Genomic DNA, 19,988 nt, shown 5'->3' on the forward strand with positions numbered 1-19,988 from the left:
TCGGGCAGGTGATCGAGGACACGGGGTAAACAGGGGTGAGGGAAGCAACTGCCATGCCAGCGCCGGCATGTCCGCTCAAGCATGGTGGCGGCGGCAGGGGGGAGTCCCCGCTCCGGCTGCGCCCCGTGCTCCGGGGGGCGGGAGATGCAAACGATATCCACGGGTTTTGGCCGCGTCCATGGCGGCGGAGAGATGCCGTGACGTCAGCAATCTGCAGCCTGGTCAAATTTTTGAAACAAGCGCCGCCCCACGAGAGTCAATAACCCGACAACTCCTTTTCCAAGATCATCTCCAGCATCGGCAGGTTCACCTCGATGTCGTAGCCGTGCTGGTACCCCTTGTAATGGCAGGAACTGGTGAGCTGGAAGTAGCGGTGGCGCAACCGGTGGCACGGAAGGATGTTGCACGGGGTTATGTAGGTGGGAGGAAATAGCTCGATTACCATGGAGCGCTCCGGCATGAAGGCGCAATGGGTTATGCCGGCGCCGTGGGGGCCGAGGAGCGTCGCGGCGTTGCAGGTATGGGCAAGCTGGTCTGAGAGGGAGAGCTCCTCCATGCGCAGCGTCAGGAAGTCGAAGCGCTGCAGTAGCGCCAGGAGTGCCTCTTCGTTGACCACCTTTCTCATGGTGTCGGGGTGCGAGTTGCGGGTGATGTAGAGGTGGCGGCGCGGTTCGGTGCGGGCGAAGTGCGCGCGGAGCGCCTCGCGGATCCTCCCCCGTATTTCCATGGTGGCAGGGTCGTGACCGGTGGTCTTGCGCAGCAGGTACATGCACTCGAGATGGTAGTCCAACGCTTCCGCTACCCTGATCCGGTCGGCCCGGATTCCCAGCAGTTGCAGCGACTCCGCGGCAAAGGGGGGCTGGGGCACCAGGTAGGTCCCGCTGAAGCCGGCTTCGTGGGCGGCATAGGCGACGGGAAGCATCTCGGTGCACCAGTGCCAGAAGTTGTAGCTCCAGTCGCCGTAGAGCGGCAGCACGACCCCGTCGAGGGAGACCAGCTTGCGGTTTTGATGCTGCATGAGCCAGATGAGGATCTGGTCGTTGGGGTAGTTGACGAAGCGGTTGATGATGCGGTTTCCCTGCAGCGGGATTCCCTCCTCACCGAAGAGGAAGGCGTCCCTGAACAAGCTGGGGCCACTGGGGCTGCCGGCGCAGCCGTTGAACACCTGGTACATTAATCTGCCTCCGGGGGGGCGATGGGTTGACGGATGCCGGAGCAAAATCCGTTCCGTCCGAACGACGTGAAGAGTCAACGGCCGCGGAGGCAAGTTTTTGGCCGGGGGGGGATGCCCACGAAGCAGAGGTGAGCGCGCCATGGCCAGCAGCGTTTAACCTGGAACGTAGAACGTAGAACCGGCCGTTATCCCCCTGCCACGATGAGAAAGACGCCAACCAGCATGATGATGGTGGAGACGATGCCCCCTTTCTCCTTGAACAGGTAGTGGCCGTAGAGCACGCCGAAGAGGAGGCTTAGCCTTTTTACCGCGATCATGTAGGCGACGTTGGTGAGGTTGACGGCAAAAACGTGGGTGAGGGCCTGGAGTGCGTAGCAGACGGCGGGGAGCACCACGGCTTTGGCCGTGCCGTTCCGCAGCACCGGGCGCAGCTCTCCGCGGGACTTGTAGAGGGCGAACGGGGTGAGGAAGAGTACCAATAGCGGCAGGTAGACGGCCGCGAAAAACAGTGGAGAGGAGGCGGCTATGGCGCGCTTGCCCAAGGTCGAGGTGAGGCTGTAGATGGTGGCAACCCCCAGCATGCACAGCGCCCCCTTCTCCCTGGCCAGCGCCTTCAGCGGCGCCAGCACCCCGGTTTCACCCCTGCCGGAGTTGAGCAGGTAGCCACCCAGTGCAATGAGCAGGATCCCGGCGCCTCCCATAGGGGAGATCCTTTCTCCCAGCAGCAGGTACGGGACCACCAGCAGTAAAAGCGGTGTCAGGGAGAGCAGCGGCAGGGTGAGCGACAGCGGCGAGAGCTTTAGGGCTTTGGTGTAGAGGACGATGGCGACCGCCTCCAGTGGAAGGCCGGTGAAGATGCAGAAATAGAAGTCGTCCCCCAGCTTCGGAATCGGGATAAAGGGAAGCGGGATCAGAAAGAGCGGCAGGGTAGGTACGATGCGCAGCCAGGTGACCAGGTATTCATTCCTGCCGGTCAGGGCGCGCTTGGTGGTTGCATCGCTGGTGGCGAGGAAGAAGGCGGACATAACGGTGAGCGGGAACCATAGCGGCGTCATGGCGCTAATGATAACGGAAAAAACGCAGAGCGCAGCACCACGAGGTGGAGCGTGGATTAAGTTCAAAGACTCCGCTGAGTTGCCGGGGGAAGCCGCCCCCCTTATCACCTCCCCTCCCTTGACGGGAGGGGGCCGGGGGTGGGTGAAGCCGCAAGGAATGGTAATGATGGCACCTTACCCCACCCCTACCCCCTCCCGCAGGGGGAGGGGGGGACTCAGGTTGCCAGCATGGGAATCCCGGGAAAAGCTGCTGCTCGCGGCGCTCACCGGAACGTGTCGTGTTCCCGGTATGTTTCCACGAAGCGTTGCACTTGAACTGGCGTTCCCCCCTTTGCGAAGGGGGGCAGGGGGGATTTGCCTTGGTAAAAATGCGGGAAGGGTACGAAAATTTGCAGTTCTGCTGCGCACAAAAAACAGCAGTGCTGTTGACGCCAGGGAAAACTGCGGCCTAATTAAAGACGTCGGCCTAGACAGTTAACAGTTCAGGAGGGCGTCGTCATGGGCAAGAACGTTTTGATCCCGTCGATTGAACAGAGGTTGCGGGGATTGATGGAGGTAGGGCGGCGGAACCTGCATGAGCACGGTTTTTCCGATGTGGAGCGGGCCAACCCGACGGTGACCTTGACCCGGGAGTTCGGCTGCGAGGGGTACCCCGTCGCCGAAAGGCTGCAGGGTATCCTTGAGAAGCGCAGCGGCAAGCCCTGGGTGGTGATGGACCGGGCCCTGCTCGACGCGGTCGTCAAGGACCACAACCTCGCGGAAGGGATCCTTAACAACTTGGGCACCAAGAACCGGTTCCTTGACGACATGCTCTCCACCTTTTCTTCGCACTGGAAGAGCGACAAGGACTACTACCGGTTGCTCTGTCGCCAGATCGTGGCACTGGCCACCGCAGGGAACGTGATCCTGGTGGGGAGGGGGGCTTCCATCCTGACCCAGAATACCGGCAACTGCTACCACTTCAGGATCATCGCCCCGATGAGCTTCAAGGTGAAGTCGGTCGCCGCCCGGTGCGGGCTCTCCGCCGACCAGGCGCAGGACATGGTGACCGAAAAGCAGCGCCAGCGCGATGCCTTTCTCAAGGATTTCCTGGGGCGCGACATCGCTGACCCGACCCTGTACCACCTCGTCTTCAACAACGCCCGCCTGTCCGCCGGGCGGATCGCGGAGATCATGGCCGACGTGGTCATGCCGCAGACGCGCGACTAGCCCAAGCCTCCCTTTTCGGCTCCCCCGGCCGTTTCCAAAGGAAGCAGGGTCACCAGCGCCACTTCGGGAGGGTTGTTGAAGCGGATCGGGAACCAACTCTCCCCCAGGCCGCCGTTGACGATCATGGTGCTCTTTCCTTGGCGGTACAGGCCGTAATCCCACTTTGGCAGGTAGCCCATGGAGGGAATGTAGGGAGCGCCGATCAAGGGGAAGCGGATCTGGCCACCGTGGGTGTGACCAACCAGCATCAGGTCCACGCCAGCCTGCGCCGCCTGCGGGAAGAGGTGCGGCGCGTGGGCCAGCAACAGGCGCGGTGCACGGGCATCGGCATGGGGCAGCGCCTCTGTCAGGCTGGCCCTCCCGGTCACCGGGTCGTCCACCCCGACCACCCAGAGCCGGTCCTCCCCTCTCTGCAGCATCTCCGCTTCGTTCTTCAGGACCCGGACCCCAGCCTGCTCCAGTTTTGCGTTGACTTGAGGCGCCAGTTGCGCCCTCCACTCGTGGTTGCCACTCACCGAGAACACCGGGCTCTTGGAAAACCGGCCAATCCCCCTGACCAGTTCGAGGGCCGGGTTCAGGCTCGGCGCGGTCCTCAGCACCAGGTCTCCAGTGACGGCCACGAGGTCGAAGGATAACCCACGCAGGATCGCCAGCAGACTCTCGCCGCGCTCGCCGAACTCCTTGCCGTGCAGGTCGGTTATATGCAGGATGGTGAAGCCGTGGAAACCTGTCGGGAGGTTTTGCACCGGCACCCGGTAGCGCCGCACCGCCACCGAAACCCTCTGGTAGTAGAGGTACGGGAAGAAGGCGATCCCGCCGGCCAGGAATGCACGCCTGCTGATAGCTGCCATGAACGCTCCCCCAGAATCAGCCGGAGATTATACCCAAGGTGCCTCCAGGCTGCCATACACCCTGTAGGGGCGAATAATTATTCGCCCGTCTGTTACGCCCCTGACCCTGCTCGCCATCGGCGTCGGCGGGGGACGCTTTGGCTGGGCAAATATTATTTGCCCCTACAGCGGCAGGCTGATCCCGGCGAAGGCCGCGCCGCCCCCCTCCTCTCGCCGACACCTTTTGACTTCCCCATTGCCGGACGTTATCATGGCCTTTCTTGAAGAAGGAGGGGGGTAATGGCTGATTTCGCGGTGAGCGAAGAAAAGAACCGCTGGCTGAAGGGGAAGATGGAGCAGCTCGGGGTCGCGGAAAAGGACCTGGAGGAGCGCTTCGTGCACGCCTCGGGGCGCGGCGGACAGCACGTCAACAAGAGCTCCTCCTGCGTCTACTTGAAACACATCCCCACCGGGCTCGAGGTCAAATGCATGGAATCGCGCAGCCAGTCGCTGAACCGGTTCCTGGCGCGGCGCCTGTTGCTGGAGAAGATCGAGGGAGCCGGTGGCGGCATGACCAGGAAGGAGTTGGCCGCGGAGAAGCTGAAGAGGCAGAAGGCCCGCAGAAAACGGCGCAGCGGTACCAAATATGGCACCGATGCTGCAACGGATGCCGGACAGGGCCCGGAAACGGGGTCTGTAGCGTCAACTACCCGGGACGAGAGCCAATAATTTGACTGTTCCCTGCCGCGGAACCCCTCGTGGTTTCAGGAGCCCGGGCGCCGCCCGGGGCACGAAGGGCGGAAAAATAAAGTTGACAAGGTAACGAGGGGAAGGGTATAAATTCTCAATATCCTCAATAAGACCTTTTGCAGACACCTTTAAATACCCCAATTTTTTCTCATACCGAACCGGTACCGACACCTCAAGAATAAACTCAAGGCTTACTTACTCACAGATCCTTTACACACTAGCGCTCGTTAGGCACGCCTCGCATGTTACCCATGCTGCATCGGTGAAACATTCCCGTATTCCCAGTCAGGCAATTTGCCGCTAGATCTATATTTGCGTCATATCAGGAGAACAGATGAACCTACAGGAACTTAAAGAAAAGAAAATCAACGATCTCACGGCCATTGCCAAGGCGTTGAACATCGAGGGGGCGTCCAGTCTCAGGAAGCAGGACCTGATCTTCGCCATCCTCAACGCTCAGACCGAGAAGAACGGCATGATCTTCGGCGAGGGGGTCCTGGAGACCCTGCCTGACGGGTTCGGCTTCCTGAGGGCGCCGGATTACAACTACCTGCCGGGCCCCGACGACATCTACGTGTCGCCTTCGCAGATCCGCCGCTTCAACCTGCACACCGGCGACACCGTTGCCGGCCAGATCAGGCCCCCCAAGGAAGGGGAGCGCTACTTCGCCCTCCTCAAGGTCGAGACCGTCAACCACGAGTCTCCCGAGGTCGCCCGCGACAAGATCCTCTTTGACAACCTGACCCCGCTCTACCCGGAAGAGAAGCTCATCCTTGAGACCACTCCGGACAACATGTCGAGCCGCGTCATGGAACTGGTCGCGCCGATCGGCAAGGGGCAGAGGGGCCTGATCGTCGCTCCGCCGCGCACCGGCAAGACGATGCTGATCCAGAACATCGCCAACTCCATCGCGCTGAACCACCCCGAGGTGTTCCTGATCGTCCTTCTGATCGACGAGCGCCCGGAAGAGGTTACCGACATGCAGCGCTCGGTGAAGGGGGAGGTGATCTCCTCCACCTTCGACGAGCCCGCCTCCCGCCACATCCAGGTGGCCGAGATGGTCATCGAGAAGGCCAAGCGTCTCGTCGAGCACAAGCGCGACGTCGTCATCCTGCTCGATTCCATCACCCGTCTGGCCCGCGCCTACAACACCGTGATCCCGCCCTCCGGCAAGATCCTCTCCGGTGGTGTCGACTCCAACGCCCTGCACAAGCCCAAGCGCTTCTTCGGCGCCGCGCGTAACATCGAGGAAGGTGGCTCGCTCACCATCATCGCCACCGCCCTGGTCGATACCGGCTCCAAGATGGACGAGGTCATTTTCGAAGAGTTCAAGGGCACCGGCAACATGGAACTCCACCTGGACCGCAAGCTGGTCGAGAAGAGGACCTTCCCCGCCATCGACATCAACAAGTCGGGCACCAGGAAGGAAGAACTGCTCATCCCGCAGGCCTCTTTGAACCGCATCTGGATCCTCAGGAAGGTGCTCCATCCCATGAACGTGGTTGATTCCATGGAGTTCCTGATCTCCAAGCTGCAGGGGACCAAGACCAACCAGGCCTTCCTCGATTCCATGAGCAAGTAAAAAAGTGTTGAAATCTTGCAGTGAAGGTGCTATTTATGGCTACTTTCCGGCAAGAACATCAAAGTTAGATAACGGGGTGCGCCCCGCCAGGAGGAAGATATGAAAGAAGGGATCCACCCCAAGTACGAAGAAATTACCGTAAAGTGCCTGTGCGGTAACCAGTTCCAGACCCGTTCCACCAAAGCGGAGATCTCCACTGAGATCTGCTCGCAGTGCCACCCGTTCTACACCGGCAAGCAGAAGCTGATCGACACCGCAGGCCGCGTCGAGCGCTTCCGCAAGAGATACAACCTGGAGAAGTAGGCTTTCGCGCTTGCGAATCCGTTCGGAGGGGATTTTGTCTATGGCGAAATCCCCTTGTTTCGTTTTCTATGGCCCGATTGCAAAACTACGCAGCATGTGAAGGATCTTCATGAAGGTTGCCCTTCTGCAGCACACCCCCGATCCCGAGTTGACCATCGCCCTCGCCGCACGGCTCTGCTATTCGTCGGCCGATATCGAGGCGCTCAAGGAGAAACTCTCCGGCGCTGACGTCAAAAAATTCCTGGACAAGATCATGTCGCTTGGGCACCAGTCGGTGCTGGAGCACGCTTCGTTCACCTTCGGCGTGGACGGGATCTCGCGCGTCACCAGCCATCAGCTCGTGCGGCACCGGGTCGCCTCCTTTTCCCAGCAGTCCCAGCGCTACGTCTCTCACAAGGAACGCTTCGCGGTCGTGACGCCGCAGTCCATCGCGGCTAACCCCAAGCACCTGGAACTTTTCGAAGCCCAGGTCGCCGCCCTGCATGCGGCCTACGCGGCCCTGGTCGAGGCCGGCGTCCCCGCGGAGGACGCGCGCTACCTGCTCCCCAATGCCACCGAGACCAAGATCATCATCACCATGAACGCCCGGGAGCTGTTGCACTTCTTCGCCGTGCGCTGCTGTGAGCGGGCCCAGTGGGAGATCCGTGCCATGGCCATCGAAATGCTCAGGCTGGTGAAGCCGGTGGCGCCGACCGTTTTCGACAAGGCCGGTCCGGGCTGCCTTGCCGGCCCCTGCCCCGAAGGCGCCATGAGCTGCGGCAAGATGGCCGACGTGCGGGAATTCTTCCGGGAGATGTAGGCCCACTCATTCCGTTTTTTCTCAGATTTTCTCCGTGTCTCCGTGGCTAACGGTTTTACGAGGTAATAAGTGTCAAAGATAAACATAGGCGGACAGGCGGTTCTGGAAGGTGTCATGATGCGGGCTCCGCGCTCGATGGCCATCGCGGTAAGAAGGCCTGACGGCGACATCTCGGTGAAGAGCGAGACGGTGATTCCGCTCTCCGAACGGTTCCCCATCACCAAGCTCCCCATCGTGCGTGGGGCCGTGGCGCTCTTCTCGTCGCTCATCATCGGCATCAAGGCGCTCAACTTCTCCGCCAACGAGGCGCTCGCCGAGGGGGAGGAGAAGGAAGAGATCAACGACTGGGCCATCGCCGGGACCATGGCGGCGGCCTTCGGCTTCGGCATCCTGCTCTTCTTCATCATGCCGCTCTACCTGACCAAGCTGCTCGTCCCGATCATCGGCGACTCCAACATCGTCTTCAACCTGGTGGACGGGGTGATCCGGGTCGTGGTGTTCCTGATCTACATCATCGCCATATCCCGGATGAAGGACATCCAGCGGGTGTTCCAGTACCACGGCGCCGAGCACAAGTCGATCTTCACCTTCGAGGCGGGTGAGGAGCTCACCGTCGACAACGTGAGAAAGTACAGCTGCCTGCATCCCCGTTGCGGCACCAGCTTCCTCTTGATCGTCATGCTGGTGAGCATCGTGGTGTTCTCTCTGATCCCTAAGCTGTGGCCCTTCTACTTCAAGGCCGGCTCCAGGATCATCCTGTTGCCGATGATCGCCGGGCTTTCCTACGAGGTCCTCAAGTGGACCGCGAAGCACGACAACCACGCGCTGGTGAAGATGGTGATCGCCCCGGGCCTCGCCCTGCAGCGGCTCACCACCCGCGAGCCGGACGATTCCCAGATCGAGGTGGCTATAAAGTCCATGCAGGTAGCCCTTGAGCTGAACGACGGCTTCAAGGACGACCGGCTGGTGGTTTAGCCGGGCCGCAGGGTAGGAACGCCCACACCCCAGCCCTCTCCCGGAGGGAGAGTGGGCATACGCGGTTCCCGCATCTGTAGGGACGAATAATCATTCGCCCGCCTTGCGGTGGAGCCAAATCTTTTCGATTGAATCAGGCCCCAGGGCCCTCTGAGGTGTTTTGATGTCCATGTTCGACAAAATTGCAGATCTTGAAGTACGTTTCGGGGAGCTGGAATCGCTCCTTTCCGATCCGGAGGTGCTGGCGAACCAGGTCGAGTTCAGGAAGCTCTCCAAGGAGCACGCCGGCCTCACCGAGCTGATCGCCGCCTACCGCGAGTACAAGAAGGTGCTCTCCGACATCGAGGGGAACAAGGAACTCCTGAAGGAGCCGGACCAGGAGATGCGGGAGATGGCCCAGGCCGAGCTGGAGACCCTCGAGGAGCGCCGCGAGCAGCTGGAAGGTGAGATCCAGGTGCTCTTGCTCCCCAAGGACCCCAATGACGACAAGAGCGTCGTCCTCGAGATCCGTGCCGGTACCGGCGGCGACGAGTCCGCGCTTTTCGCCGGCGACCTCTTCCGCATGTACAGCCGCTTCGCCGAGACCAACCGCTGGAAGGTCGAGGTCATCTCCGCCTCCGAGTCGGAGCGTGGGGGCTTCAAGGAGGTCATCGCGCTGGTCGAGGGTGACGGCGTCTTCGCGAAACTCAAGTACGAGTCCGGCACCCATCGCGTACAGCGCGTCCCCGAGACCGAGGCGCAGGGGCGTATCCACACTTCCGCCTGCACCGTCGCCGTCATGCCCGAAGCTGAGGACATCGACATCGACATCAACCCGGCCGACCTGAAGATCGACGTGTACCGTTCCTCCGGTGCCGGCGGCCAGCACGTCAACACCACCGACTCCGCGGTCAGGATCACCCACATCCCGACCGGGACCGTCGTCGCCTGCCAGGAAGAACGCAGCCAGATAAAGAACCGCGCCAAGGCCATGAAGGTCTTGAAGTCCAGGATCCTGGACAACATCGTGATGGAGCAAAACGCCAAGATGGCCGCCGACAGGAAGAGCCAGGTGGGGAGCGGCGACCGCAGCGAGCGCATCAGGACCTACAACTTCCCGCAGGGGCGCATGACCGACCACCGCATCGGGCTCACCCTGTACCGTCTCGACTCCATCATGGCCGGCGACATCGCCGAGATCGCGGATTCCCTGCGCGCCCACTACCAGATGGAAGCCCTGCAGGCACAAAGCGAAGGCATGTAACTCGATGCCTTCCGGGGGCACGGTTTTCGACGGCCCCACAACGTCCAGGTAATTTGACATGACCACCACCCCCGAAAAATGGGACGTCCTCAAGGTCCTCAATTGGACCAAAGGCTACCTTTCCGAGAAAGGCGTGGAAAACCCGCGTCTTGAGGCGGAGTGGATGCTGTGCGAGGCGCTGTCCATGGACCGGGTGGGGCTCTATCTCAACTTCGACAAGCCCCTTTCCGACGCCGAGCTGGCCGCCTACCGCAGCATGGTGGCGCGGCGCGGCAAGCGCGAGCCGCTGCAGTACATCCTGGGAACGCAGGAGTTCATGGGGCTCGAGTTCCGGGTCACCCCGGCGGTACTGATCCCGCGCCACGATACCGAGGTGCTGGTGACCGAGGCGGCCAAGCGCGGCACCGCCGCGCAGAGCGTTCTCGACATCGGCAGCGGGAGCGGCTGCGTGGCCATCGCGCTGGCCAAGGCGCTGCCGCAGGCCGAGGTTTGCAGCGTTGATGTCTCGGCCGAAGCCCTCGATGTGGCCCGCGGCAACGCCGAACGCAACGAGGCCGCCGTGCAATTTTTCCAGGGCTCCCTGTTCGAACCGTTTGCGGGACGACGCTTCGACATGGTAGTATCCAACCCGCCCTATATTCCCAATTCCGAACTGGCGACATTGCAGGCCGAAGTGCGCGGCTTCGAACCGATGGGCGCGCTCGACGGCGGGGCCGACGGCCTCGACTTCTACCGGCGCATCGTGAGCGACGCGCCCGGTTATTTGAATCCCGGTGGCTGGCTGATCTTCGAGGTCGGCGCCGGACAGGCACCGCAGGTGCTGAGGCTTTTGAAGGCGGGCGGTTTTGCCGGCGAAACCTTCACCCAGACCGATCCCGCAGGCATCGAGCGCGTGGTCGGCGGCAGGCTCGAGGGGACTGACTCCGCCAAGTGCCTGTCCCCTTAGGGCAGCCTTAACCAATTCCATCCGCCCCCTCGGGGCCTTGAACAAAAGAAAAGAACACAGAGGTAACAGTGGAAAAACTGGTAATCAAAGGTGGCAACAAGCTCTCCGGAGAAGTGACCGTTAGCGGGTCGAAGAACGCCGCCCTCCCCATATTCATCTCGACCATACTGGCACCCGGGTGCCACACCATCAGCAATGTTCCCTTTCTGAGGGACATCAACACCACCATCAAGGTGCTCGAGAAGCTGGGCGCCAGGGTCGACGGCCGCGGCAACGTGGTCAAGATCGACACCACCGATCTGAACAGCTGGGAAGCCACCTACGACCTGGTGCGCACCATGCGCGCCTCCGTGCTGGTGCTTGGCCCTCTTTTGGCCCGTTTCGGCCAGGCCCGCGTCTCGCTCCCCGGCGGCTGCGCCATCGGCGCACGTCCCATCAACCTGCACCTGAAGGGTCTTGCCGCGCTGGGCGCCGAGATCACCCTGGAGCACGGTTACGTCGAGGCGAAAGCGAAGAAGCTCAAGGGCGCGCGCATCAACTTCGACATCTCCACCGTCGGCGGTACCGAGCAGCTTCTCATGGCCGCCGCGACCGCGCAGGGGGAGACCATCCTGGAGAACGCCGCCCGCGAACCGGAGATCGTGGACTTGGCCGACATCCTCACTAAGATGGGTGCCAACATCGAAGGGGCCGGCACCGACACCATCAGGATCAAAGGGGTCGAGCAGTTGACGGCCGCCGAGCACGCCGTGATGCCGGACCGCATCGAGGCGGGCACCTTCATGATCGCCTCCGCCATCACCGGCGGCGACGTGAAGATCAAGAACATGCGCCTGGAGCACCTGGACGCGCTGACCTTCAAGTTGCAGGATGCCGGTGTGGAGATCATCAACAAGGACAACGTGGTCCGCGTCAAGGGTCCCAAGAAGATCCGCAACGTCAACATCAAGACCCGTCCCTACCCCGGCTTCCCGACCGACATGCAGGCGCAGTTCATGGCGCTCATGTGCATCGCGGAAGGCGCCAGCGTGATCTCCGAGAACATCTTCGAGAACCGCTTCATGCACGTATCCGAGCTGCTCCGTTTCGGCGCCGACATCATCTGCGAGGGGAACAGCGCCACCGTGAAGGGGGTCAAGAAGCTCTCCGGCGCGCCGGTCATGGCGACCGACCTCAGGGCCTCCGCCTCGCTGATCCTGGCCGCCCTCGCCGCCGACAACACCAGCGAGATCTCCAGGATCTACCACCTCGACCGCGGCTACGAGAACATCGAGAAGAAGCTGGCGGGCCTTGGCGCCGACATCGTCCGCGTCCCGGATGTCGACGGGCCGTAGATTCATCGGGTACTTGCAGTGAGAATGTTGCCCGATTAGTCTCGACGCCCACTATCCCCTCTCCCTCTGGGAGAGGGCTAGGGTGAGGGCGTCCAGCTTGGCAAACCTCCCTCACCTGCCCTTCGGGCACCCTCTCCCATAGGGAGAGGGGACCAGTGGAGAGGGACTAGCGAAAACCGCTGATCAGAAAAAATGCCATACTCCCATGGAGTTTTTAAAATGACCGACTACGTCACCATTGCCATCCCGAAAGGCCGTATCCTGCAGGACTCCGTTGCCCTGTTCAAGAAGATCGGCATCGACTGTGAAGAACTCCTCTCCGATACCCGCAAGCTCGTCTTCGAGAACCACGAGCAGAAGATGCGCTACATGATCGTGCGCGCCACCGACGTCCCGACCTACGTGGAGTACGGCTGCGCCGACCTCGGCATCGTCGGGAAGGACACGCTGATGGAGGCGGAGAAGGACCTCTACGAGCCGCTCGACCTGAAGTTCGGCTACTGCCGCCTGATGGTTGCCGAGCCGGTGGAGCTCTCCAGCAAGGACGATCCTGCCGCCTGGAACAACATCCGCATCGCCACCAAGTACCCCAACGTCACCGAGAAGTATTTCGCGGCGAAAGGCGTGCAGGTCGAGCTGATCAAACTGTACGGCTCCATCGAGCTGGCGCCGCTGGTCGGCCTCTCCGAGCGCATCGTCGACCTCGTTTCCACCGGCGAGACGCTGAAGCAAAACGGCCTGGTCGAGGTCGAGACGATCGCGGAGATCACCTGCCGCCTCATTGTCAACCGCGCGAGCCTCAAGACCAAGCACGAGCGCATCTCCAAGATCATCGAAGGGCTGGAGCAGCATATCTAACGACAAAGTAGCAGAAGGGACTGGCTCCGTTAGGTGCCTGTCCCTCTAGCGCACCTCGATCCAGCCTCCCCCTTTCGCAAAGGGGGATTGAGGGGGATTTGAATTCCTTTGCAGCCCAGGATGCCGTGGCTACCTCGGCTAAATCCCCCCTGGCCCCCCTTTGCAAAAGGGGGGAAACAGCAATCTTTGAATTTTATTGTCATGAATCGCGAGGTTTACAGATGCAGTTCCTCGACATCAGGGAAACAGATTTTCAGGCGAAGTTCGATGCCATCGTTGAGCGCGGCGAGGAGTCCGGTCGCGAGGTCGAAGAGGTGGTGCTCGGCATCATCTCCGACGTGCGCAGGCGCGGCGACGAGGCGCTTTTGGAGTACACCCGCCGTTTCGACCGGGTGGAGTGCGATGCGGCTGGCCTGGAGATAACGGAGGAAGAGTTCGCCAAGGCCTTCGCCCAGGTGGACGAGAAGGACCTCGCGGCACTGAAGCTTGCCGTCGAGCGTGTCGCCCGCTACCACGAGAAGCAGAAGCAGCAGACCTGGCTCTCCACCGAGGAAGCAGAAATCATGCTGGGCCAGAAGGTGACCCCGCTCGCCAAGGTCGGCATCTACGTCCCCGGCGGCAAGGCCTGCTATCCCTCCAGCGTCATCATGAACGCCGTTCCGGCCAAGGTTGCCGGCGTCGGCGAGATCGTCATGGTGGTCCCGACCCCGGGCGGTGAGACCAACGCCCACGTGCTGGTGGCCGCCAAGCTTTCCGGCGTGGATCGCGTCTTCAGGATCGGCGGCGCGCAGGCCGTCGCGGCACTTGCCTACGGCACCGTCACCGTCCCCAGGGTCGACAAGATCACCGGTCCGGGCAACATCTACGTCGCCACTGCCAAGAAACTGGTCTTCGGCCAGGTCGGCATCGACATGATCGCCGGCCCGAGCGAAATTCTCGTCATCAACGACGGCAGCGGCAACCCCACCCACATCGCGGCCGATCTCCTCTCCCAGGCCGAGCACGACGAACTCGCTTCTTCCGTGCTGATCACCACCGACCGCAGCTTCGGCGAGAAAGTGGCAGCCGAGGTGGAGCGTCAGTTGAAGGAGCTTTCGCGCGAGGCCATCGCCCGCAAGTCGTGGGAATCCTTCGGCGTCATCATCGTGGCCGGCAATCTGGAGGAAGCCATCACCTTCTCCAACCGCATCGCGCCTGAGCACCTGGAACTCGCCGTGGAGAACCCTTTCGAGATCATGCCGCTCATCACCAACGCCGGCGCGATCTTCATGGGCCACTACACCCCCGAGGCATCCGGCGACTACCTGGCCGGCCCCAACCACACGCTTCCCACCGGCGGCACCGCCCGTTTCTTCTCGCCGCTCTCGGTGGACGACTTCGTCAAGAAAAGCTCCCTCATCTATTTCACCAAGGGGGGCTTGCAGAGGGTGGGTGCGGATATCGTCCGGATCGCGACCCTCGAGGGGCTCGAAGCCCACGGCAAGTCCGTCAGCTTCAGGCTCGACAACTAGTTTGGAATTTATTGCGGCTTTGATCATCTAATTCAAGGAGGCGGCATGGCCAGGTCGGCAAACATCGAACGCATCACCAAGGAGACGCAGATCAAGCTCTCCCTCGAAATCGACGGCAAAGGCGAGGCGCAGATCTGCACCTCGGTTCCTTTCCTGGACCACATGCTGGACCTTTTTGCCAGGCACGGCCTCTTCAACCTCAAGGTCGAGGCCCACGGCGACATCGACATCGACTTCCACCACACCGTCGAGGACATCGGCATCGTCCTGGGGACCGCTTTCAAGGAAGCCCTTGGCGACAAGTGCGGCATCCGCCGCTACGGCCAGGCCACTGTGCCGATGGACGAGACGCTCGCCAGCGTCGCCACCGATCTCTCCGGTCGTCCCTACCTGGTCTACAACGTCCAGCTCCCCAAGGTGAAGATCGGGGATTTCGACGTCGAGCTGGTGCGCGAATTCTTCCAGGGGTTCGTGAACCATTGCGGCGCGAACCTCCACCTGAACGTGATGTATGGCGACAACGTGCACCATGTAGTGGAAGCCTGCTTCAAGGCCACCGCCCGCGCCCTCGATATGGCGACCCAGATGGATTCCCGCATCGAAGGGGTTATGTCGACCAAGGGGAAGCTGTAAGGCTGCCCTCACCCCGACCCTCTCCCGGAGGGCGAAGGGGCAAGGCACTGCTCTCACCCTGACCCTCTCCCGGAGGGCGAGGGGGAAAGGCCTGCCCTCACCCCGACCCTCTCCCGGAGGGCGAGGGGGGTAAGGCACTGCTCTCACCCTGACCCTCTCCTGGAGGGCGAGGGTCAGTGGATATGGCCCACCCTATGACCTTCCCGTCGAGTGGGGCGCGTCCATCCCCTTCCCCCGCTGGGGGAAGGTGCCCCGAAGGGGCGGATGAGGGCGGTGGCATCGCTCTAACCTTGCCGCGTCCGAAGCATTGCAATGAAGTCACAGGCACCGCACAGAGTGCCGGAAGGATAAAGAGATGATCGCGATCATAGATTATGGCATGGGGAACCTCCGCTCCGTGCAGAAAGGGTTCGAGAAGGTCGGCTGCGACGCCGTCGTGACCTCCGACCCCAAGGTGCTTTTGGACGCCGAGCGCGTCGTGCTCCCGGGCGTCGGGGCCTTCCGCGACTGCATCAGGAACCTCGAAGAGGGGGGCTTCGTCGAGCCGATCCTCAAGGTGATCAAGGAAGGAAAGCCGTTTCTCGGCATCTGCCTCGGTCTGCAGCTCCTCTTTACCGAGAGCGAGGAATTCGGCCTCCACAAGGGGCTCGACGTGATCCCGGGGCGCGTGCTCCGCTTCCCGGAAGGGATGCAGCAGGCGGGGGAAGACCTGAAGGTGCCACACATGGGGTGGAACCAGCTCGACATCAAACGCCCCTCCCCGCTGTTTCAGGGTGTGGAGCAGGGCTCCAACGTCTACTTCGTGCACTCCTACTACGTGAAACCCGATGACGAGAGCGTGGTGGCGGCGACCACCAACTACGGCATCGACTTCTGCGCCGCCATCTGGCGCGACAACGTGGTGGCAGCCCAGTTCCACCCCGAGAAGTCCCAGGACAAGGGGCTTGCCATGCTGAAGAACTTCGCGCAGATGAGATAGTCTCCTGTTCCGCTCAAAGAGCTTGCCTCCCCTCGTCCTCCGGGAGAGGGGCAGGGGTGAGGGCGCTTGAGGCTGCAGCAATTTTGCTCTATGGCAACGCCCTCGCCCGGCCTTCGGCCACCCTCTCCCGGAGGTAAAGGGGTTGCTCAAGGGACGAACTTTTAATTCGTGATGAGGGATTGAAATGATCATTATTCCGGCAATAGATCTGAAGAACGGCTGCTGCGTCCGTCTGGAGCAGGGGCTGATGGAGAAGGACACCGTTTTCAACGACGACCCGGGTGCGCAGGCGGCAGAGTGGCAGCGCCAGGGTGGCGAGATCCTCCATATCGTCGACCTCGACGGCGCCTTCGCCGGCGAGCCGAAGAACCGCTCCGCCATCGAGTCCATCGTCAAATCCGTCACCATCCCGACCCAGTTGGGCGGCGGCATCCGCGACATCGCCACCATCGAGGCATACCTGTCGCTGGGCATCGGCCGCGTCATCATCGGCACCGCCGCGCAGAGGAACCCCGCCTTCGTGAAGGAGGCCTGCGCCAAGTTCCCCGGCAAGATCGTGGTCGGCATCGACGCCAAGAACGGCATGGTCGCGGTCCAGGGGTGGGCCGAGGTCACCGGCATCACGGCGACCGAACTCGCGCGGCAGTTCGAGGGTGACGGAGTCTCCGCCATCATCTACACCGACATCAGCCGTGACGGCATGATGCAGGGGCCGAACATCGAGGCGACCAAGGCGCTGGCCGAAGCCATCAACATCCCGGTGATCGCCTCCGGCGGCCTCTCGTCGCTCAAGGACATCGAGAACCTGATCGCGATCGAGTCCTCCGGTGTCACCGGCGTGATCACCGGCAAGGCCATCTACTCCGGCGCCATCAACCTCGCCGAAGCCATCGCACTGACCAAGAAGCAGTAGCAGGAGTCTCGGAGGTAGCACCTACCCCCACCCCCTAACCCCCTCCCGCAAGGGGAGGGGGATTATGTTGTCTGGAGTTTTCAGATGCTGACAAAAAGAATCATCCCCTGTCTCGACGTCAAAGGTGGCCGGGTAGTGAAAGGTGTCCAGTTCCTGGGCCTGCGCGATGCGGGCGACCCGGTCGAGATCGCCGAGCTGTACGACCAGCAGGGCGCGGACGAATTAACCTTCCTCGACATCACCGCATCCTCCGACGAGCGCGACATCATCATCGACGTGGTGCGCAGGACCGCCGAGCGCGTCTTCATGCCGCTCACCGTCGGCGGCGGCGTCCGCACCGTCGACGATATCCGGCGGTTGCTGAACGCCGGGGCCGACAAGGTCTCCATCAACACCGCGGCGGTGCATCGCCCCGAGTTCGTTAACGAGGCCGCCGAGCGCTTCGGCTCGCAGTGCACCGTGGTCGCCATCGACGCCCGCTCCCGCGCCACCGGCGGCTGGGAGGTCTACACCCACGGCGGCCGCAACCCGACCGGCATCGACGCTGTCGAGTGGGCGCAGCGCATGGAAGAGCTGGGTGCCGGGGAGATCCTGCTCACCAGCATGGACCGTGACGGCACCAAGGACGGCTACGACCTGCCGCTCACCCGCGCCGTCGTCGACGCGGTCAGCATCCCGGTCATCGCCTCGGGCGGGGTCGGCGGACTTTCGCACCTCTACGACGGCTTCACCCAGGCCGGCGCCAGCGCCTGCCTCGCCGCCTCCATCTTCCACTACCGCGAGTACACCATCGAGGAAGCCAAGACCTATCTCCGCGAGCGCGGCGTGCCGGTAAGGCTGTAACCGCGTAACGAAGCGCCGGCCCTGTAGGGGCGAATAATCATTCGCCCCCCTTTGCCGCCTCACCGTTTCAGTTGGCGGTGGGCGGTGGCCGGGGCCGCTGCGGCTGGGCAAATAGTTATTTGCCCCTACAACGAATGCACGAACCTTCCTCTCCCTGCGGTCGAACCTGTAGGGGCGAATAATCATTCGCCCTTCTCGCTCTCGCCACGAAGAGGATTTCATTCTTCCAGAGGAGTTCACGATGGAAACACCCAAAGACGACATCATCGCCGCTGTCTACCGCGTCATCCAGGAGCGCAAGGCGAACCCGAGCGAAAACTCCTACACCGCGAGCCTCATGGCCAAGGGAATCGACAAGATCCTCAAGAAACTGGGCGAGGAGGCGACCGAGGTCGTCATCGCCGGCAAGGGGGGCAAGCGCGAGGAGATCGTCTACGAGACCGCCGACCTTTTCTTCCACAGCCTGGTCCTGCTCGGCTTCTACGACATCGACCCGGAGGAGGTCTACGCGGAGCTCCGGCGCCGCTTCGGCATGTCCGGCATCGAGGAGAAGAACTCCCGCGTCGGGTAGCTCGTTCCACAATGGCACAAATGCCTTGACAAAAAAGACCGCGATGGTATATTGCTGGTTCCTTGAATAATGTCTGCCGGCCCGTACCCACACAAGTCGTAAATCTAGCTAGAGAAGGGGGGGGAATATGAATGCCGGGAGTAAAGGTAAAAGAAACTGAACCGTTTGAGCTCGCGCTCAAGAAGTTCAAGAAGCAGTGCGAGAAAGCCGGAATCCTTTCTGAGGTCCGCAAAAGAGAGCACTACGAGAAGCCGAGCATCAAGAAGAAGAAGAAGGCCATTGCCGCTCGCAAGCGCGCTCTGAAAAAACAGCGCAAGATGGTCGACTAAGAAAGAGGGTTTCATGCAACTGAGGGAGAGGCTTAACGCGGAACTGAAGGAGGCGATGAGAAGTCGTGATACCTTGCGTTTATCTACCATCCGCATGGTACTCTCCTCGGTGAAAAACCGCGATATCGAGCTCAGGCGTGAACTGAACGATAGCGAGATCACCGAAACCATCGTTACCCTCTGCAAGCAGCGCAGGGAATCCATCCGACTCTTTAAGGAAGCAGGCAGGCAGGAGTTGGTGGATAAGGAGGAAGCGGAGCTCGCGCTCCTCATGGGCTACCTCCCCCAGCAGCTGACACGGGAAGAGCTGGCCGAGCTGGTGACGAAAGTCATAGCGGAAGTCGGCGCTACCGGCGGCAAGTCGATGGGCAAGGTCATGAAGGCCATCCAGCCCCAAGTCGCCGGCCGTGCAGATGGCAAACTGGTGAGCGAAGTTGTGAAGGAAAAACTCGCATGATCAATGCCCCCGGGACTAGTTCCCGGGGGACCTTGCGGGTTTTGGGTGTCATGAGTAGGGGCGAATCGCAGCGATTCCCCCTTCTTTTGCTTTGTGGCTAGTGACCAGGTGTTTGCATGATCCTTCTTGACATCCTTATCTGGGTCGTATTGCTTTTCTTTGTGGCGAAGGGGTTCTCGAAGGGGTTGGTGCGTGAGGCTTGCTCCCTGCTTGGCCTCGTCACGGGCGGCTGGGCCGCTTTCCGATACTATTCCACTCTCAGTCTGGGGATCAGGCACTTCATCAACCTCCCCCCGCAGGTCGCGCAGCCGCTGGCGTTCCTCCTTATCTTCATGCTGCTCGGCATGCTTTTCTATTTCCTCGGTCATCTGCTCACCGTCGTTTTGAAAGTCATGCTCCTGGGCGGGATCAACCGCGCCGGCGGGATCGTCTTCGGTTTCCTCCAGGGGGGCTTTATCCTCTGCGTGCTCCTCTACCTGGCCACCACCAAGCCGATGCCGGAGAAGGTGAAGGTCTGGATCCACGGATCCAAGACCGCGGCCGCGTTCGCCTCGACGGGAGGGGATATAGCGGCCGGCTGGGAAGGCGCCATAGCCCAGCACAGGGAAACCAGGGACGCCGCGGAACCAGGGGAAAAAAAAGAAGTAAAGGCGTCGACTCCGCACGGAGCGCATAAGAAATAAGGATCAACCGC

Annotated in this window: 22 protein-coding genes; 19 read left to right on the forward strand and 3 right to left on the reverse strand. The window is 61.7% G+C overall.

Features of this window, described 5'->3' with window-relative positions; genetic code table 11:
- Positions 1-256 precede the first annotated feature (256 nt).
- Positions 257-1,174 carry a glycosyltransferase family 61 protein gene (locus KP001_RS18495; RefSeq protein ID WP_217287016.1) on the reverse strand — a complete coding sequence of 306 codons (918 nt, stop codon included), beginning with the start codon at positions 1,172-1,174 and terminating at the stop codon, positions 257-259.
- A gap of 185 nt (positions 1,175-1,359) precedes the next feature.
- Positions 1,360-2,229, reverse strand: coding sequence for an EamA family transporter (locus KP001_RS18500; protein WP_217287017.1), 870 nt, complete (start codon positions 2,227-2,229; stop codon positions 1,360-1,362).
- 498 nt (positions 2,230-2,727) lie between these two features.
- Here KP001_RS18500 and KP001_RS18505 point away from each other — a divergent pair, with 498 nt between their 5' ends.
- The gene (locus tag KP001_RS18505) at positions 2,728-3,438 is read left to right on the forward strand and encodes a cytidylate kinase-like family protein (protein WP_217287018.1); all 711 of its coding nucleotides are present in this window, start codon (positions 2,728-2,730) and stop codon (positions 3,436-3,438) included.
- Here KP001_RS18505 and KP001_RS18510 read toward each other — a convergent pair.
- Positions 3,435-4,289 (reverse strand): metallophosphoesterase, encoded by an 855-nt coding sequence (locus KP001_RS18510; protein ID WP_217287019.1) that lies wholly within the window; start codon positions 4,287-4,289, stop codon positions 3,435-3,437. The genes KP001_RS18505 and KP001_RS18510 overlap by 4 nt on opposite strands.
- A 279-nt stretch (positions 4,290-4,568) precedes the next feature.
- Here KP001_RS18510 and KP001_RS18515 point away from each other — a divergent pair, with 279 nt between their 5' ends.
- The 18 genes from KP001_RS18515 to KP001_RS18600 all read left to right on the forward strand — a co-directional run bounded on the left by KP001_RS18515 (position 4,569) and on the right by KP001_RS18600 (position 19,977).
- On the forward strand, positions 4,569-4,997 hold the full coding sequence (locus KP001_RS18515; RefSeq protein ID WP_217287020.1) for a peptide chain release factor family protein: 429 nt from the start codon (positions 4,569-4,571) through the stop codon (positions 4,995-4,997).
- 355 nt (positions 4,998-5,352) lie between these two features.
- Complete coding sequence (gene rho / locus KP001_RS18520) at positions 5,353-6,600, forward strand: transcription termination factor Rho (protein WP_135869296.1); 1,248 nt, start codon at positions 5,353-5,355, stop codon at positions 6,598-6,600.
- 99 nt (positions 6,601-6,699) lie between these two features.
- A complete protein-coding gene (gene rpmE, locus KP001_RS18525) occupies positions 6,700-6,903 on the forward strand; it encodes a 50S ribosomal protein L31 (protein ID WP_183349277.1) in 204 nt (67 codons plus the stop codon).
- A 109-nt stretch (positions 6,904-7,012) separates the two neighbouring features.
- Positions 7,013-7,702 carry an FAD-dependent thymidylate synthase gene (thyX, locus tag KP001_RS18530; protein ID WP_217287021.1) on the forward strand — a complete coding sequence of 230 codons (690 nt, stop codon included), beginning with the start codon at positions 7,013-7,015 and terminating at the stop codon, positions 7,700-7,702.
- A 69-nt stretch (positions 7,703-7,771) separates the two neighbouring features.
- The gene (locus KP001_RS18535) at positions 7,772-8,677 is read left to right on the forward strand and encodes a DUF1385 domain-containing protein (protein ID WP_217287022.1); all 906 of its coding nucleotides are present in this window, start codon (positions 7,772-7,774) and stop codon (positions 8,675-8,677) included.
- Between the two features lie 169 nt (positions 8,678-8,846).
- A complete protein-coding gene (gene prfA / locus KP001_RS18540; RefSeq protein ID WP_217287023.1) occupies positions 8,847-9,920 on the forward strand; it encodes a peptide chain release factor 1 in 1,074 nt (357 codons plus the stop codon).
- A gap of 58 nt (positions 9,921-9,978) precedes the next feature.
- Positions 9,979-10,866 carry a peptide chain release factor N(5)-glutamine methyltransferase gene (gene prmC, locus KP001_RS18545; protein ID WP_217287024.1) on the forward strand — a complete coding sequence of 296 codons (888 nt, stop codon included), beginning with the start codon at positions 9,979-9,981 and terminating at the stop codon, positions 10,864-10,866.
- A gap of 68 nt (positions 10,867-10,934) precedes the next feature.
- Entirely contained in the window at positions 10,935-12,200 is a 1,266-nt protein-coding gene (gene murA, locus KP001_RS18550) for a UDP-N-acetylglucosamine 1-carboxyvinyltransferase (protein ID WP_217287025.1), read from the forward strand.
- A 219-nt stretch (positions 12,201-12,419) separates the two neighbouring features.
- Complete coding sequence (gene hisG, locus KP001_RS18555) at positions 12,420-13,058, forward strand: ATP phosphoribosyltransferase (protein ID WP_183349265.1); 639 nt, start codon at positions 12,420-12,422, stop codon at positions 13,056-13,058.
- A 221-nt stretch (positions 13,059-13,279) separates the two neighbouring features.
- On the forward strand, positions 13,280-14,569 hold the full coding sequence (gene hisD / locus KP001_RS18560; protein WP_217287026.1) for a histidinol dehydrogenase: 1,290 nt from the start codon (positions 13,280-13,282) through the stop codon (positions 14,567-14,569).
- 45 nt (positions 14,570-14,614) lie between these two features.
- Positions 14,615-15,202, forward strand: a complete 588-nt coding sequence (hisB, locus tag KP001_RS18565) for an imidazoleglycerol-phosphate dehydratase HisB (RefSeq protein ID WP_217287027.1) — start codon at positions 14,615-14,617, stop codon at positions 15,200-15,202.
- Positions 15,203-15,557: 355 nt separating this feature from the next.
- The gene (gene hisH / locus KP001_RS18570) at positions 15,558-16,181 is read left to right on the forward strand and encodes an imidazole glycerol phosphate synthase subunit HisH (protein WP_217287028.1); all 624 of its coding nucleotides are present in this window, start codon (positions 15,558-15,560) and stop codon (positions 16,179-16,181) included.
- 184 nt (positions 16,182-16,365) lie between these two features.
- A complete protein-coding gene (gene hisA / locus KP001_RS18575; RefSeq protein WP_216508554.1) occupies positions 16,366-17,094 on the forward strand; it encodes a 1-(5-phosphoribosyl)-5-[(5-phosphoribosylamino)methylideneamino]imidazole-4-carboxamide isomerase in 729 nt (242 codons plus the stop codon).
- Positions 17,095-17,178: 84 nt separating this feature from the next.
- Positions 17,179-17,937 (forward strand): imidazole glycerol phosphate synthase subunit HisF, encoded by a 759-nt coding sequence (gene hisF / locus KP001_RS18580; protein ID WP_183349255.1) that lies wholly within the window; start codon positions 17,179-17,181, stop codon positions 17,935-17,937.
- A gap of 241 nt (positions 17,938-18,178) precedes the next feature.
- Positions 18,179-18,508, forward strand: coding sequence for a phosphoribosyl-ATP diphosphatase (locus KP001_RS18585; RefSeq protein WP_216508553.1), 330 nt, complete (start codon positions 18,179-18,181; stop codon positions 18,506-18,508).
- 131 nt (positions 18,509-18,639) lie between these two features.
- On the forward strand, positions 18,640-18,837 hold the full coding sequence (rpsU, locus tag KP001_RS18590) for a 30S ribosomal protein S21 (RefSeq protein WP_183349251.1): 198 nt from the start codon (positions 18,640-18,642) through the stop codon (positions 18,835-18,837).
- Between the two features lie 13 nt (positions 18,838-18,850).
- Positions 18,851-19,294 (forward strand): GatB/YqeY domain-containing protein, encoded by a 444-nt coding sequence (locus KP001_RS18595; protein WP_217287029.1) that lies wholly within the window; start codon positions 18,851-18,853, stop codon positions 19,292-19,294.
- 116 nt (positions 19,295-19,410) lie between these two features.
- Entirely contained in the window at positions 19,411-19,977 is a 567-nt protein-coding gene (locus KP001_RS18600) for a CvpA family protein (protein ID WP_217287030.1), read from the forward strand.
- The last annotated feature ends 11 nt before the right edge of the window (positions 19,978-19,988 follow it).

It is taken from the genome of Geomonas subterranea, from assembly GCF_019063845.1.
Classification (GTDB): domain Bacteria; phylum Desulfobacterota; class Desulfuromonadia; order Geobacterales; family Geobacteraceae; genus Geomonas; species Geomonas subterranea.